General features: G+C 38.5%; 12 protein-coding genes. 3 read left to right on the plus strand and 9 right to left on the minus strand.

Going from position 1 to position 16,560, the window contains the following annotated elements; all coding sequences use genetic code 11:
- Nucleotides 1-16: 16 nt before the first annotated feature.
- Together ACN0TV_RS10680 and ACN0TV_RS10685 are read left to right on the plus strand one after the other, a co-directional pair.
- A complete protein-coding gene (locus ACN0TV_RS10680; protein ID WP_417362875.1) occupies nucleotides 17-1,204 on the plus strand; it encodes an acetyl-CoA C-acyltransferase in 1,188 nt (395 codons plus the stop codon).
- 15 nt (nucleotides 1,205-1,219) lie between these two features.
- Nucleotides 1,220-3,019, plus strand: a complete 1,800-nt coding sequence (locus ACN0TV_RS10685; RefSeq protein WP_417362877.1) for an acyl-CoA dehydrogenase family protein — start codon at nucleotides 1,220-1,222, stop codon at nucleotides 3,017-3,019.
- A 456-nt stretch (nucleotides 3,020-3,475) separates the two neighbouring features.
- On the opposite strand, the gene ACN0TV_RS10690 is transcribed toward ACN0TV_RS10685, so the two are convergent.
- The 7 genes from ACN0TV_RS10690 to bshC form a co-directional block, all read right to left on the minus strand.
- On the minus strand, nucleotides 3,476-4,450 hold the full coding sequence (locus ACN0TV_RS10690; protein ID WP_417362879.1) for an NAD(P)H-dependent flavin oxidoreductase: 975 nt from the start codon (nucleotides 4,448-4,450) through the stop codon (nucleotides 3,476-3,478).
- A 69-nt stretch (nucleotides 4,451-4,519) separates the two neighbouring features.
- Complete coding sequence (gene mnmA / locus ACN0TV_RS10695; protein ID WP_417362881.1) at nucleotides 4,520-5,707, minus strand: tRNA 2-thiouridine(34) synthase MnmA; 1,188 nt, start codon at nucleotides 5,705-5,707, stop codon at nucleotides 4,520-4,522.
- Nucleotides 5,708-5,914: 207 nt separating this feature from the next.
- A complete protein-coding gene (yidC, locus tag ACN0TV_RS10700) occupies nucleotides 5,915-7,801 on the minus strand; it encodes a membrane protein insertase YidC (protein ID WP_417362883.1) in 1,887 nt (628 codons plus the stop codon).
- Between the two features lie 99 nt (nucleotides 7,802-7,900).
- Nucleotides 7,901-9,517: a CTP synthase gene (locus ACN0TV_RS10705; RefSeq protein WP_417362885.1), complete on the minus strand. Its 1,617-nt coding sequence runs from the start codon at nucleotides 9,515-9,517 to the stop codon at nucleotides 7,901-7,903.
- Between the two features lie 115 nt (nucleotides 9,518-9,632).
- Nucleotides 9,633-9,863: a DUF3820 family protein gene (locus ACN0TV_RS10710; protein ID WP_417362887.1), complete on the minus strand. Its 231-nt coding sequence runs from the start codon at nucleotides 9,861-9,863 to the stop codon at nucleotides 9,633-9,635.
- 1 nt (nucleotide 9,864) lies between these two features.
- Complete coding sequence (locus tag ACN0TV_RS10715) at nucleotides 9,865-11,235, minus strand: pyridoxal phosphate-dependent decarboxylase family protein (RefSeq protein ID WP_417362889.1); 1,371 nt, start codon at nucleotides 11,233-11,235, stop codon at nucleotides 9,865-9,867.
- A 171-nt stretch (nucleotides 11,236-11,406) separates the two neighbouring features.
- Nucleotides 11,407-13,020, minus strand: a complete 1,614-nt coding sequence (gene bshC, locus ACN0TV_RS10720; RefSeq protein ID WP_417362891.1) for a bacillithiol biosynthesis cysteine-adding enzyme BshC — start codon at nucleotides 13,018-13,020, stop codon at nucleotides 11,407-11,409.
- Between the two features lie 279 nt (nucleotides 13,021-13,299).
- Between bshC and ACN0TV_RS10725 the strand changes: the two genes are divergently transcribed.
- Entirely contained in the window at nucleotides 13,300-14,214 is a 915-nt protein-coding gene (locus ACN0TV_RS10725) for a DUF6807 family protein (RefSeq protein WP_417362893.1), read from the plus strand.
- A 15-nt stretch (nucleotides 14,215-14,229) separates the two neighbouring features.
- Here the strand turns inward: ACN0TV_RS10725 and ACN0TV_RS10730 are convergent, their stop codons facing one another.
- Both ACN0TV_RS10730 and ACN0TV_RS10735 read right to left on the minus strand, forming a co-directional pair.
- Nucleotides 14,230-14,634 carry an OsmC family protein gene (locus ACN0TV_RS10730; RefSeq protein WP_417362895.1) on the minus strand — a complete coding sequence of 135 codons (405 nt, stop codon included), beginning with the start codon at nucleotides 14,632-14,634 and terminating at the stop codon, nucleotides 14,230-14,232.
- Entirely contained in the window at nucleotides 14,591-16,555 is a 1,965-nt protein-coding gene (locus ACN0TV_RS10735; protein ID WP_417362897.1) for a LysM peptidoglycan-binding domain-containing protein, read from the minus strand. Before ACN0TV_RS10735 ends, ACN0TV_RS10730 begins: the two co-directional genes overlap by 44 nt.
- Nucleotides 16,556-16,560: the final 5 nt, after the last annotated feature.

The following is a 16,560-nucleotide window of genomic DNA, read 5'->3' on the forward strand; positions in this document are numbered from 1 at the left end:
TCAATAAATTAAGAATATGAAAAATACAGCATATATAGTACAAGCCTACAGGACTGCGGTCGGAAAAGCACCTAGAGGTTTACTCCGTTTTAAAAGACCTGATGAATTAGCCGCCGAGACCATTCAACACTTGTTGAAACAAGTTCCTCAACTTGATATCAAGCGAATTGATGATGTGATCGTTGGAAATGCAATGCCAGAGGCAGAGCAAGGATTAAATATGGGGCGTTTGATTTCATTGATGGCATTGGGTATCGAAGAGGTGCCTGGTGTAACAGTGAATCGTTATTGTGCCTCTGGTCTAGAAGCCATAAGTATAGCAACGGCCAAAATACAATCGGGAATGGCTGATTGTATCATTGCAGGAGGAGCAGAAAGTATGAGCTACATTCCGATGGGAGGATACAAACCAGTTCCAAATTATGAGGTGGCCAAAAGCGGACATGAAGATTATTATTGGGGAATGGGTCTGACGGCAGAAGCAGTTGCTAATGAATTTAAAGTTTCACGCGAGGAGCAGGATGAGTTTTCCTATAACTCACATCAGAAGGCATTAAAAGCTATTAAAGAGGGGAAGTTTAAAGATCAGATTGTTCCGATTACTATTGACCAGGTATATGTCGATAAATCGGGTAAAAAAGCAACAAAACAATACACCTTTGACACTGATGAGGGACCAAGAGCGGATACCTCCAAAGAAATTCTGGCTAAACTTCGTCCTGTTTTTGCCCAGAACGGAAGTGTAACTGCGGGGAACTCTTCGCAAATGAGTGACGGTGCAGCCTTTACCATAGTGATGAGCGAAAAAATGGTAAAAGAACTAAATATAGAGCCTATAGCTAGGTTAGTTTCTTTTGCTGCTGTCGGTGTACCTCCTAGAATCATGGGGATAGGTCCTATGATAGCCATCCCAAAGGCAGTAGACCAAGCTGGTTTAAAATTAAACGACATCGATTTGGTGGAGCTAAATGAGGCTTTTGCATCGCAATCTGTGGCCGTGATTAGAGAGACTGGTCTAAATCCAGATATCGTGAATGTCAATGGCGGAGCTATTGCATTAGGACATCCACTTGGATGTACTGGAGCTAAGCTCTCTGTTCAGCTTTTTGATGAAATGAGAAGACGCAAGAATAAATATGGTATTGTTACCATGTGTGTAGGAACTGGGCAGGGTGCTGCTGGAGTATATGAGTTTTTAAACTAAAAAATAGAAGGTGTGATGGAAACTAAACAAGAAAGTATAAGAGGCGGTCAATTTTTAGTTAAAGAGACCAGAGCAGCAGATGTGTTCACTCCGGAAGATTTTACGGAAGAACAAAAAATGATGCGTGATGCAGTAAAGGAATTTGTAGATCGCGAAGTATGGCCAAATAAGCATAGATTCGAAAACAAGGACTACGCTTTTACTGAAGAAATCATGGGAAAAGCAGCAGAACTTGGGTTATTAGGAACTGCTGTCCCCGAAGAGTACGGTGGACTAGGAATGAGTTTTATCACCACCATGCTAGTATGTGACTATATCTCTGGTGCCACTGGATCATTGGCCACAGCATTCGGTGCGCACACTGGAATTGGTACGATGCCTATTCTATTGTATGGTACAGAGGAGCAAAAACAAAAATATGTTCCAAAACTGGCTACCGGTGAGTGGTTTGGAGCTTACTGTTTAACGGAACCTGGAGCTGGTTCAGACGCAAACAGCGGCAAGACTAAGGCAGTATTGTCAGAGGACGGTAAACACTATTTGATAAGCGGACAAAAAATGTGGATCTCCAATGCGGGGTTTGCCAGTCTTTTTATTGTATTCGCAAGAATAGAAGATGACAAATACATTACTGGTTTTATAGTAGAGAACGATCCTGAGAACGGTATTACCTTCGGAGAAGAAGAGCATAAGCTGGGAATTCACTCCTCATCTACCCGTCAAGTTTTTTTCAATGAAACTAAGGTTCCTGCTCAAAACATGTTGTCTGAACGAGGAAACGGATTCAAAATCGCGATGAATGCACTAAACGTTGGTAGAATTAAATTGGCTGGAGCTTGTTTAGATGCACAGCGCCGTGTCATTAGCGTTGCTACCAAGTATGCTAATGAACGTATCCAATTTAAGACTCCAATTAGTCAATTTGGAGCTATCAAAGCTAAAATAGCTCAGATGTCAACTGCAGCTTATGTCGATGAATCCGCCGTATATAGAGCTGCTAAGGATATAGAGGATAGAATTGCTATACGTATAAGCAACGGAGAAAGCCATCAGGATGCTGAACTCAAAGGTGTAGAAGAATTTGCAATCGAATGTTCTATTTTAAAAGTAGCTGCATCAGAAGACTGTCAAAATTGTACTGATGAAGGAATTCAGATCTTTGGAGGTATGGGCTTCTCGGCCGACACCCCTATGGAGTCTGCTTGGAGGGATGCTCGTATTTCAAGAATTTATGAAGGAACCAACGAGATCAATAGAATGCTCTCGGTGGGCATGTTGATCAAAAAGGCAATGAAGGGTCATGTAGATCTTTTAGGTCCAGCTATGGCTGTTAAAGAGCAACTTATGGGAATTCCTGATTTTGACACTCCTGACTATTCTCATTTGTTTGCAGAAGAAAAGCAAATCATCGCCAATCTCAAAAAAGTATTTTTAATGATTGCGGGATCAGCAGTACAAAAATTCGGTCAAGACTTAGAGGAGCACCAACAAATATTAATGGCTGCTTCAGATATTCTAATTCAGATTTATATGGCTGAATCCGCAATTCTTAGAACAGAGAAAAATGTAGACAGGTCTAGTGAAGAGTCACAAAAACATCAAGTGGCAATGGCTAAACTTTATCTTTTTAATGCTGTTGAAAAAGTAAATAACAAAGGAAAAGAAGCCATTATATCATTTGCTGAATCAGATGAGCAACGTATGATGCTTATGGGACTTAAACGCTATACCAAGTATACCAACTTCCCTAACATTGTTGAGCTAAGAAATACTGTGGCAGACAAGGTTATCGAAGAAAATGGATATTGCTTCTAAAAGGAATTAATACAATATTTTATAGAGGGTGAGAATAGCTGTTGTACACTTTAGTCAACAGCTATTTTTTTGTATCTAATTTCCTTACTTCGACTATGCGTCACCCGAATTGATGGCACAAAATTCGCAACTTAATGATCCTTTGTCAATTATAAAATGGCGTTAAAAAAGTGGCGAAGTCAGGAAAAAATGTTGCGTTAATTAGGATTTGATATCATCGTCAGTCGATAGCTCATAAATTGGTATTGATTTGCTTTAATCGCTCATCATTCATAGCAATACCTCTGATGATGTGTTCGTGCAAGCTATCTTAATGTAATTTTCTAAAATTTTCAAGTCCATAAGAAGTTCAGCAAAGTCGGGAATTTCTTCAATCAAAATTACTGTTGTATTATGTCCCGTAAAGTAAGTCGAGTATTTGTGCATAATATAAATTAGACCTGACTAGTTTAAAATTCACTGAACATTATCCAGGTCATATAAATCAAAAAAACCGTTTCTAATCTTCTGTAAACAATACTTATATTCTGATACAATCTCTTCCACAATAGCTGATGTAGGCTTTATAGAATTTATAAGCCCGCTGATTTGACCGATTTCAAGTTCGCCTTCCTCAAGATCACCTTCAAACATGCCTTTTTTTGCCCTAGCTCTGCCGAGGTGTTCAGCTAATGCTTCCCGTGAAGCGCCTTGATTATACAAGTCTTCTATTTCATGAAAGAATTTATTTTTAAGCAACCGAACTGGTGTAAGTTCTTTTAAGGTGAGTTTAGTATCTCCTTCTTTAGAGGCTACAACCATTTCTTTAAAATTTTGATGTACCGAAGCTTCTTCACTTGCCACAAATCGACTTCCTATCTGAACGCCTTGAGCTCCAAGAACCATGGCTGCAAGCATACCTCTACCAGTTGCAATACCTCCTGCCGCAATCAACGGAATATCTATTGCAGAACTCACCATGGGAATTAAACTCATTGTAGTGGTTTCTTCCCTCCCATTATGGCCACCAGCTTCAAATCCTTCTGCAACTACAGCATCTACACCAGATTGTTGAGCCTTTAGAGCGAACTTAACGCTACTGACTACGTGAACGACAGTAATACCATGGGCTTTTAAAAACGAAGTCCAGGTAACAGGATTACCTGCAGAGGTAAAAACTATTTTCACCCCTTGGTCGATCACTATTCTTAATAGCTCTTCAATATTTGGATAAAGTAATGGAATATTTACACCAAAAGGCTCCTTTGTGGCTTGCTTACATTTTATAACATGCTCCTTTAGAACTTCAGGATACATAGATCCTGCTCCAATGATTCCTAAAATCCCGGAATTCGAAGCAGCAGAAGCAAGTCTCCAGCCACTAGTCCATACCATACCCGCTTGAACAATCGGATATTTTATACCAAAAAGTTGAGTGATTCTATTGTCCATAGCTCAAAGATAAGAAAGCATTTTGAACCTAAGGACATTCTGATAACCGTAAAAAAAGAGCTACTTGATTTAGCCGATAACGCCTGATCCAATCAATTCCTCACCTAGATAGAAGGCCACGAACTGTCCTTCAGTAATCGCACTTTGGGGTTGATCGAAATCAACATACATGCCGCTCTCAACTTGATATAGTCTCGCCTTTTGAAGTGGCTGACGGTAACGTATACGTGCCATAACCTCAAGTTGTTGATCAGGAGCCAGTGTCAGATCCTCACGAACCCAGTGAAGTTCTTGATTACTCACAAACAACGCCTTTCTAAACAAGCCTGGATGATCTTTACCCTGTCCTGTATAGATTATGTTTTCGTCCACGTCGGTTTCAATAACAAATAATGGTTCTGGTGTACCACCCACTGCCAAACCTTTACGTTGACCTTTTGTGAAATAATGAGCCCCTTGATGCTTACCGACAATCTTACCCTCAGCTACGCTATAGGTAAGTCTTTGCGCATTATAGGCGAGTTCGTCAATTTTATTATCGAATTCACGTGGCTCCTTTTTCTGTAGAACACTACTGGAGTCAATCTCTATAATTTGCCCTTCTTTAGGCTTTAGTTTTTGTTGTAAAAACTCAGGGAGTCTAACCTTACCAATAAAGCATAAACCTTGAGAATCTTTTTTATCGGCAGTAATTAATTCATTTTCTTGAGCGATTTTTCGAACCTCAGGTTTGATGAGTTCTCCAATAGGGAAAAGTGTTTTACTTAATTGCTCTTGGGATAGTTGACATAAGAAGTAAGATTGATCTTTGTTGGGATCTTTACCGGCCAATAGTCGGTGTACTTCTTTCCCTTCAACCGATATGGTTTCTTTTCTACAATAATGTCCTGTAGCCACATAATCAGCCCCCAAGCTCAATGCGATTTTAAGGAATACATCAAACTTGATCTCTCTGTTACAAAGAACATCTGGATTAGGCGTACGACCTCTTTCGTATTCGTTAAACATATAATCAACGATACGCTCTTTGTATTGTTCACTTAAATCCACTGTCTGAAAAGGAATTCCTAACTTTTCTGCTACCATCATGGCATCATTGCTGTCCTCCAGCCACGGACACTCATTTGAAATGGTCACAGAATCGTCATGCCAATTTTTCATAAATAGGCCTATAACTTCATACCCTTGTTGTTTTAAAAGGTATGCAGCAACACTAGAATCCACTCCTCCGGATAAACCGACGATCACTCTTTTCATCTTCCTTAGTTTATAAGATGCAAAATTACAAAATTCACCTGAAACTTATAGTCGAACTAGTGCATGATACCTTTCATTTGTTGGCGCTTCTAAATAGCAACTAGAGTTCTTTAAACCTGAAAAGACGGAAATTTTAGGATTCCCGTCTTTTCACTTCTATTTTAACTTTATGTTGATTGATCATGCCAAGAGGCATCATCAGTATGCTTATCGCTTTTTCTTCTGCTGTGTTTCGGCCTGCTCCATCATCTCACGCATTTTACGTTGGAAACGATTTTCTTTTTTAGGCTTCTTCTTATTGGCTTGAATCTTGTTGTGTATTTTATCCTCATCAATAATATAGTTCTTAATTACAAGCATAATAACAATTGTAATCAAGTTAGAAATGAAGTAATACAAACTCAGACCACTCGCATAATTATTAAAGAAGAATAACATCATTAGCGGAGAGATATAGATCATAATTTTCATGATGCTACCCATATCAGGCATTCCCTCTTGCGTTGGCTGTTGCATAGCCTGTTGCTGACCGGTGGTCATTTTCATGTAAAAGAAAATTGCAACTGATGCCAAAATTGGGAATAAACTCACATGGTCTCCATAGAATGGTATATAAAACCCATCAGGGAATTTGTAAACAATATCATAAGAAGAAAGGTCATCTGCCCATAGGAACGACTTATGCCTTAGCATAATCGCTGTAGGGAAGAACATGAATAATGCGTAGAAGACTGGTAGTTGTAGTAAGGCCGGCACACATCCACTCATTGGACTTACCCCCGCTTTACCATATAGCTTCATAGTTTCTTGCTGACGCTTCATTGCATTGTCCTTGTACTTATCATTGATTTCCTTAATCTCAGGACGTAGCACTTTCATTTTAGCTTGTGACACATATGATTTGTAAGTCACTGGTGAAAGTACAATTCTAACCAATATGGTCATTATAATAATGGCAATTCCATAAGGGAAAACATTACTTAGAAACCCGAATATTGGGGTAAAGATATACTTGTTAATGAAGCCAAATATTCCCCATCCGAAAGGAATGGAATCTGATAGCTGAAGATCTTTATAGTCGTTGAAAATTCTAGCATCTGTTGGACCGAAATACCACTTTAAATGTGAATTTAGCTCCCCTGCTTGTATTTCCAAAGGAAGGCTAGAGGTGTAAAGTTTCGTGAATTTCTCTTCCACAGATTCATCTTCGAATAATTGCTTAGAGGTCAAACTAACATCAGAGAATTCATTTGGATTAATCAATATCGAACTAAAAAAGTGTTGTCTATAGGAAATCCATTTTACTTTTGTGGCTGTATCATCATCATCCCCACCTTGAGATAGCTTGCTGCTACGACCATCTTCCAAAAAGGTCAAACGCGTGTAACGATTCTCGTACTGTATACTTTGACTATGGCGAATTGATTTTTGCTTCCAACTGAGCTGTACTGGCTGAGAACTGTTTAATACTCCAGATAAACCTTGAGAACGGATGCTGTAATCCATCAAATACTCTCCTGGCTTTAACTCGTATCTGTATTCCAAATATTGATTATTTGAAGCCTTAAGCTTCATAGAGAGCACTTGAGTGTCTCCATTTTTAGTCAAGCTTGGTTCGAAATATAAATCTTGAGTATTGAGTGTTCTATTCTCGGTGGTTGAAAACGTCAAATTAAAAGACGCATTTCCTTTTTCAACTAGATAAACCGGAACCGAATCGTAACGGTTAAAGTTTTTCAGAAGTACTTCAACAATTTGGCCTCCTTTATTGCTTACTTTAAAACGTACCTTATCATTTTCAAATGTGGTCACATTATCTGTAGCAGATGGTAAAGTTGCCGAGTAGGCAAAAGACCCCAAACTACCTTTATATGCAGCAAGAGCAGTAGAGTCTTGCAGATTCACTCCTTGGGTTTGCTCTATCAATACATTGTTTTTACTAGCCTCATCCTGCACCTGCACTTGTTCTTGCCTAGCTTTTTCTGCCTGAATCTCTTGATCTGTCGGAGTATTGTTATACAATATCCATATAAGTATTACACCTATAAGCACAAAACCAATAATAGAGTTTAGGTCAATCTTTTTTTCTTCCATGTAATCTAGTCATTAATTTTTTTCATTTGGTATACTCCGCCTCTAGTGTACGCAAAGATGTGTCCAAATGCTTGTTGTCTGTCAAAGTGACATTTATTTTTACTTACTATTTTTATAGTCCAAGGTCGCTTTTACAAAAGCTACGAATAATGGATGTGGGCTTGCAACCGTACTTTTATATTCCGGATGATATTGCACTCCAACAAACCAAGGATGTCCTGGGAGTTCAACTATCTCTACAAGACCCGTTTCTGGATTTACACCTGTAGCCTTTAAACCTGCAGCTTCAATTTGCTCTTTATAGGTGTCATTGAACTCATAGCGATGTCTATGCCTCTCTGAAATAAGTGTTGATCCATAAATTTGGTAAGCCAAAGATCCTTCTTCTATAGTACAATCCCAAGCACCAAGTCTCATTGTCCCTCCCATATGGGTAATGTCCTTTTGTTCTTCCATAAGGTCAATAACCGGATTAGAGGTATTCGGATTCATTTCCGTAGAATTAGCGTCTTTAAGCTGAAGTACATTTCTAGCAAATTCAATAACTGCCATTTGCATTCCCAAACAGATTCCTAGGAAAGGGATCTTATTGATTCGTGCATATTCTATAACTTCAATTTTACCTTCGATTCCTCTTTCGCCGAATCCTGGAGCCACAAGAACTCCATCTAGGTTGGCGATTTTGTTTTTAAGGATCTCTGGTGTTATGTGTTCTGAATGTATATATTCAACCTTAACTTTGACCTCGTTCTCTGCTCCTGCATGTATGAAAGACTCAAGAATAGATTTATAACTATCTTGTAGCTCTACATACTTTCCAACCAATCCAATATGTACTTCATGTTTAGGATTCTTATGACGGTCAAGGAACTGATTCCAACGTACTAAATCCGGGTGAGATTTTTCCTCAAGATTCAATTTTTTCAAAACTACAGTATCCAACCCTTCTTCCAACATAAAATTTGGAACATCATAAATCGTAGAGGCATCAATAGACTGAATAACAGCCTCTCGTTTTACATTACAAAACAAAGCTAATTTATCCCTCAAATCATTTGAAAGTTCGTGTTCCGTACGACAAACAAGAATATCTGCTTTAATTCCACTTTCCATAAGTGTCTTTACAGAATGCTGAGTAGGCTTAGTTTTTAATTCACCTGCAGCAGAAAGATAAGGAACTAGGGTAAGGTGGATGACTATACTGTTATTGTCTCCGAGCTCCCACATTAATTGTCTAACGGACTCTATGTAAGGTAAAGATTCAATATCACCTACCGTTCCTCCTATTTCAGTGATGACGATATCGTACTCACCACTATTTCCAAGAATCTGAATCCGTTCTTTAATTTCATTAGTAATATGAGGTACAACCTGAACTGTTTTTCCCAGAAACTCGCCTCTACGCTCCTTTTCTATAACACTTTGGTATACACGTCCGGTGGTAACATTATTGGCTTGAGAGGTGTTGACATTTAAAAAACGTTCGTAGTGTCCAAGATCCAAATCCGTTTCAGCTCCATCGTCAGTCACATAGCACTCCCCATGCTCATAGGGATTTAGGGTTCCTGGATCTACATTAATGTAAGGATCTAATTTTTGAATTGTCGCTTTATAGCCTCTTGCTTGTAATAATTTTGCCAAAGATGCTGCAATAATTCCTTTACCTAATGAAGAAGTAACTCCACCGGTCACAAAAATGTATTTGGTAGCTGCCATTATATCTACTTAATTGATTTTAAATGCTTTACTAAGGGTGACTGAAATAGTCGCGGCAAAAATACAAATAAGAATTAAATAAACTCTTTTAAAGGGATTTGATTTTGCCTAAAAGTCAGCGCATTTGATTTCTGATATTCCGAATCAGATTCTCAAGGCCATTGACTTTGATCTCGTACATAGCCTCTAACTGTTGTCCTAATTTCCCTTTTGGGAATCCTTTTTGCCTATACCACACATAATAAAATTCTGGAATATCCACCAAATAGTAATCCTTATACTTTCCATAAGGCATTTTAGCCTTGGCCAATTGTATCAGAAACGCTCTATTTTCAAAAGTACTCATCTTAGCTCATAGAGTTGAGAATGGCCAATATATCCTCCTTGGTGGTATCAGGATTTATAAAGCAGAATCTTGCTACAGTTTCAAAATCATCTCCTGTCCTCCACTTGGTGGGCGTAACAAGCGCAAATCCTTCCTTATGGTTTTTATAAGTCCAGTTACGATAATCATCAGGTGTCCATCCCTTTCTTCTAAAAAGCACACAAGATAAACTAGGTTCGCGAACCAATTCAACAGTTGGGTTTTCGGTGATCAACTTTCCTGCCAGCAGTGCCAGACTTATGCCCTGTTCCACTGAGGATTTATATTTATCGGTACCATGCATGGCCAAGGAGAACCAAAGCGGCAAACCTCGAACTCTACGCGTTAATTGTATTTGATAATCTGATGGATTAAAACCATGAGCTCCCGGATCTTTAAAGATTTCTAAATAAGAGCCTTCTTGAGAATGTGCTTCTTTGGCCAATTCAGGATTCTTATATAAAATGGCTCCACAATCGTAAGGTGAAAAGAGCCACTTGTGCGGATCTATCGTTATACTATCCGCTCTTTCAATTCCATGAAACAGATGTCGTACGGAATCTGCAGCTAAAGCACCTCCACCATATGCGGCATCCACATGAAACCATAAGTTCTCCTGCGCACAGATTGTAGCTATACCATCTAGGTCATCAATGATCCCAGCATTTGTTGTTCCACCCGTTGCCACAACAGCAAAAAGACGGTTTCTTTGCGCTTCCGTTAGGCTCTCTATAGTTTCTTTAAGCGCTCCACGGCTCATTCGATCTTCTGTTTCTACCAACAATACATCTGCATCGATAACTTTGGCCATTGATTTAATTGATGAATGGGCTCCAATGGAAGTAATCATCAAACCTTTTTGACCTATATGCTTAGGGTCTTTCCTCCAATTTTCACGAGCAGTTACCATTGCAGATAGATTGGCAGCGGTACCACCACTGGTAAACACACCAAAAGCGCCCTCTGGAAGACCCGCTATAGATACCAACCATTTCATGGCCTCCATCTCACAGAATATCCCCCCTGCTCCTTCCATCCAATAGGCTCCGTGGATACTAGAGGCAGAAGTTACCAAATCAAACATAATTGAAGCTCTCGTTGGTGATGCAGGAACGAATGCCAAATGCCTAGGATGATCTACAGGGACAGTCGCCTTAATCAATACATCTTTAAATAATTGAAAAGCCTTCTCCCCTCCTATTCCTTTTTCTGTAATAGTTTCACCAACTAAGGCCCTTAGCTCTTCTTCCGATTTAGGATGCCCCAACTCAGGAGATACTGAAGTAATTCTATTCAAAACGTATTTCATGACATCAAGTGTCATTTCTACGCTTTCCATGTCAATATCGTACATAAATCTTATTTTCCACAAAGGTATAATTTTGATCCGTTATTACGCCCAATAAATACAAAGCTTCCGTAAAATAGAGATTCTACTGATGGGATATCAAAGGTGAAATTTGGACCTCTAAAATGCGTACTCAAATGGAGTAACTATAGAACTATGAAATAAAATTAAGATGTATCAAATCCTTATCACTACAAACTCAGCATGTAAGGGATCCAGATCCTCTAATAAACGTTTGATAAATGAAGGCCCATAATGCAAATAAATGTTTGCAAAATTATCGCTTCGCTCTTGCAGAGATCCGTTTGGAAATAATTCATTTTGCAGTGCTACTAAGCGAGACACCTGATCTGAAAGTTTTTTCTTTTGCGCTTTTAATAGACGTTTTTCTAGATGGTCAAGTCCTTTTAGTTGCTTCACTTCCTGAGCTTTAACGGCTCCTAAAAAAGTTTTATCAGTCTGCTCAGCAATCTGATACATTGATTTGAATTGCTCTTCTAGATGCTTTTTTTGTGCACTAAAGTTGATATCGATATTACTGATCTCCCGAATCTTACTGTTTATAAAGGAATTCTTGTCTAAGAAAAGCTGCCTGTCACTAATGTTCAACTTCTCAAGTTTAGTGGATTGTTTTTCAGAAATAATTAAAGCAGAATTTCGGAGTAATAATATTGGAAATGGTACCTCTTGAAAGTTGAAAAACCGTTTAAGCTCCAACCAATACGCCAATTCTCCACCGCCACCAATATAACATAGGTTTGGTAAAATAACCTCTTGGTATAAAGGTCGCGTCATAACATTTGGAGAAAATCGATCAGGACAATTGTTAAGATGTTCCTCTAATTCTTGTTGACTCCAGCTGATTTCTGTATTGTTGACCTCATAACCCGAAGGAGTTTCTATGATGCGTTCGCGAATCCCTTTCTCCAGGTAAAATAAATTTATGGCTCTGGGATTCACCTGTATCTTATAGGAAGAATCGACCTGGTTTAATTCAGAAATGGTTTTTTCAACAGTGGTTTGAGAGGTGGGTTCAAAGAGCTCCCGTCTCATCTGTGGAATAAATAGCCGCTTTAATTCAATAGCAGCAGCATCTATAATAACCAATCCTTGGTCAGAGAATAATTCATTGGCCAAATAACGAGTAGCATCAGTTAAATTATCATGTTTGATATACGCCTTGCGGAATAATTCGGATAGTGCTTGCGCCTGAACCCCCTTTCCTAGTTCTGATTCAAAAAGTGCTAACACAGAATCCAAGCCTTGGGTTGGATATACACCTACAGCGCCCCCTTGTTCAGCAGTTCCAGGCCCCTGCCATTGAAATTTCTTACCGTTAAAGTTAAAGAAATTAATCTCTTCAAAATCATGATCCTCGGTAGCCATCCAATATACCGGAACAAAAGTATTGTCGGGGTATTCCTTGGCCAATTGTTTGCAAAGGTTTATGGTGGAAGTTATTTTGTATAAAAAATATAGTGGCCCAGTAAATAGGTTTAACTGATGACCGGTAACCACTGTAAATGTATTTGCGTCTTCCAGCGTTATAATATTATCAGCCGTTTTTTTTGATGTTTCAATGTCTTGGTACTGCGCTTGTAGTACATTCTTTAACACTGTTCTATTTTCTTGACTAAAAGAAGCTTTCTTCTCCTTGAGTTGTTCTCCAAAATTTTCAAGATGCGGAAACCGATTATAAAAGGGTCTTAACTCTTGTTTTTCATCAAGGTAGTCACATATTAGTTTTGAAAAATAATTGGTTTCTTTAAGAGATAAAAAGGATGTCGGCATAGTATGTTTTAAAATAGCTCCCTTTGCTGACGCGCAGAGTTTTTAATTTTATCGTTTTAAGTCGTTTACTCGGATGAGAACTTACCGTAAGTTTGGCATTATTTTACAGTCGCAACTTCTAAAGTTCAACAAACTTCTCAAAAGTAATCAAAATCCAATAGTAGCATATACTCGGAAAGCCTTAAAGATAAGTATCCGTAATTTCTTTTCCAGATATACTTCTCAAATTATAGGAAAAGTTTAACTTAGAATCCCTACAATAAATTAAACCAAAAACAAATGAAGGCCACAACCATAGGAATTTTCATTTCGCTACTTTCTTTTAACGGGATGGCACAAGAACTCCATTCCAAAAACACTCCACAAGGAGTCTTAATATCAGAAGGAGACCAAAAGGTGTTGTTTTATCAGAAAGAAACCAAAACCCTCGATGGTCACTACCCTCGTGCCAACTACATCCATCCACTATATGATCTAGAGGGAAATATCATTACGGAAGACTTCCCTGAGGACCACAAACACCATAGAGGCATATTTTGGGCCTGGCATCAAGTTCTCGTCTCAGGAAAGCCAATGGGTGATTCCTGGGAATGTAAAGATTTTACTTGGGATGTCCAAAAGCTTAGCTCCGTAAAACTCCAAGATAAATTACAACTTCATATCATGACACTTTGGAATTCCCCGGACTTTGTCATTGAAGGAAATCAAATCCCGTTTATTAAGGAAAACACGCAAATCACAGTGCATCCCGCTACAGACACCTATAGGATCATCGACTTTAAGATCGCTTTACAAGCCTTGGTTGATGGAGTGCAACTAGGAGGGTCAAATGACATCAAAGGCTACGGTGGGTTTTCTGCTCGATTTAAACTGCCTTCGGAGATCGAATTCATATCGGACAACAAAAACATAGAACCACAAAACCAAGCTATTCAAGCGGGTCGTGGAATGCAATTTAACAATCGCATAAGTCCTGCTCAAGAATTAGGAGTCCTCTTGGTAAGTAGTACATCAAATCCCAAACCAAACAACTCTTGGATATTGCGCTTAAAAAACAGTATGCAAAACGCAGTTTATCCCGGGGCGGAACCGGTTTCTATGTCCAAGGAATCACCAACAATACTACAGTACCGTTTAGTGATTTATAATACCAAACCTAGTGAAAAACAACTACTGTTATGGCAGGACTTCTAAATTATGGCCTCTGTATTATCTCCAATTGAATTGGATGTCCTTTTTTATTTCGGGATGTAAACTGTAATACACAGGACAGGTTAAGGCGGCGTTTTCTAGTATTTTTCTATGCTTTTTTTCTGCAACACTTGGGAAGTCGAAAATCACTTTAATTTCTGAGATTCTTCTTGGATTAGTATCCATAACTTTAGTTACTGTTGCTGTAGTATCTGTAAGTTCAACATCTAAATCTTTAGCTTTAATACCCATAATTGTCATCATACAACTAGCCAAAGCAGTGGCAACGGTATCTGTTGGAGAAAATGCTTCTCCTTTTCCGTTGTTATCAACTGGCGCATCTGTAATGAAGGAATTTCCGCTTTTAATGTGAACACATTTAGTTCTGAGTGCTCCCAAGTAAGTCACTATCGAGGTCGACATTTTTTTCTGCATCTTTAATTTCTAAATTCTCATATTTAACGATGTACACCGCTTGGTTATAATATCCGCCTTCTGGTGCATGAACATAGTCAAATTTATTTTCTAAGTATTCTGTTTCACTAACCTTTGAAGCTACAATACCGAGATCCTTATTATAGGAAAGTCTAAGGATGACATCCATGGTTAAATCAAAACCTCTTGTGGCATATCTATTAGGAGTGATCCCAAATTTCTTTTCATAAGCCAAACTAAACTCACCCTCAAAATTGGACATTTTATCCATAGATGGAAAATGAAAATGAAGGTTGGATAAGTGCATGTTTGATATATTACCACTGTCATAGGCACTACCTCTAAAAGTACTTAGCAACACGATATCGTGGTCCTGATTCTTTGCAGAATTCACAACGCCTGTAATATTAGTTAGTAATGGTATGCTATTGGTCTCAACAATCACCCAGTTTTGTTTATCTGAAGAAAGAAATGGGTTGATCTCATCCAAGCGAATAAATTTGTCTTTTATTGGATTTATAATTTTCGCACCCGGGAATATGGTTTTAAGCTTCGCTTTAATCCCAGCATTTTCGAGATCTGCGATAATAATTACATTTTTATTAATGCCATAATCTCTCAAATAGGCATACATACGCTCCCTTAACAAATGATCCGGAGGAAGTGTTTGGTATACATTTGGCCCCAAAGTAATGCCCTTGTTTGAAAAAGGGGAGAATATCGGAATTTGGGATGCTCCCAAATAGGTTGTCAACTTATTAAACCCTACAGGTAATATTGGACCTATAATAGCATCTGAACCCAATAAATCTCCGCTGGTTGCGATTTGATTAACGCGACTAACATCCGCCTTACTGTCAAATACATTCAAATTCACGCTAAGTCCTAATTGTTTCGCTGAGTCAATGGCCATCAAAGCTCCGGTATAGAAGTCAAGCGAAATACTCAATAATCGATCTCTGGTAATTTTATGTTTACTATTATTGAGATCTTCAAAATCAAGATCATCTAGCTTAAAGGGTAGAATCATAGATAGGTTTGTAGTTTGATTGTAATTCAAACTATCCAATAAAGAAAAACGTTCTACCAATTGACCATTATTAACAGCCATCTCACCCGTTTTCTCCTTAGGTAATTTTAATACCATTCCTACTTGAAGACCACCTTCTCTAACCTCAGGATTTAAACTTTCGATCTCCTCTTGTGTGACCCCAAGTTTGACCTTGAGTCTATAAAAGCCCTCTTTAGGTAATACTGTGTAATAGTTGTACTGCTCAATTTGAACCGGTGTTTTTTCGTTTCCAGCTACAAACGGCACCCAAAGTGTATCACCTGGGCTTAAGACCTCCTGCATTCCTGGATTCAATACCTTTAAAGAATCTACCGTAATCCCGTGTTCGTAGGCAATTCTCCAGGGGCCTTCTTTAGGAGAAACTATATAGGGAAGCAGGTCAGATCTATCCAATTCACCACTAACAACTCCTGTCGAGGCGTAAACTGGTATTCTAATCTTTTGATTGTTGTCTAATTGCTGACTGTATAATTCTTTATTGTAACGTTTAATATCCTCTACACTGACATTGTACTGTTTAGAGATTCCGTAAAGCGTTTCTTTACGTCTTACCTTATGGGTAATAAAGCGTGTCACCTCACCAGGTTGCACCTGTTCACCTGGTCCAGTAGTCGCTGCCTCTTGCTCTGCAAGTGGAACAATAAGAATAGTGTTCGCCTTTACCCCGTCTTTTACCTCTGGATTTAAACTTAAAATAGAATAGGGTGTTACTCTATAATGTTTGGCAATACTCTCCAGGGTTTCACCTTGTTTAACTGCATGTGTTTCATACTTTTGCGCATTTAGACTTACGCAACTAAAAAACAACAAGACAAAGACTATTTTATTGATATTCATAAAAA

The organism is Galbibacter sp., from assembly GCF_048266365.1.
In the GTDB taxonomy this organism is placed as follows: domain Bacteria; phylum Bacteroidota; class Bacteroidia; order Flavobacteriales; family Flavobacteriaceae; genus Galbibacter.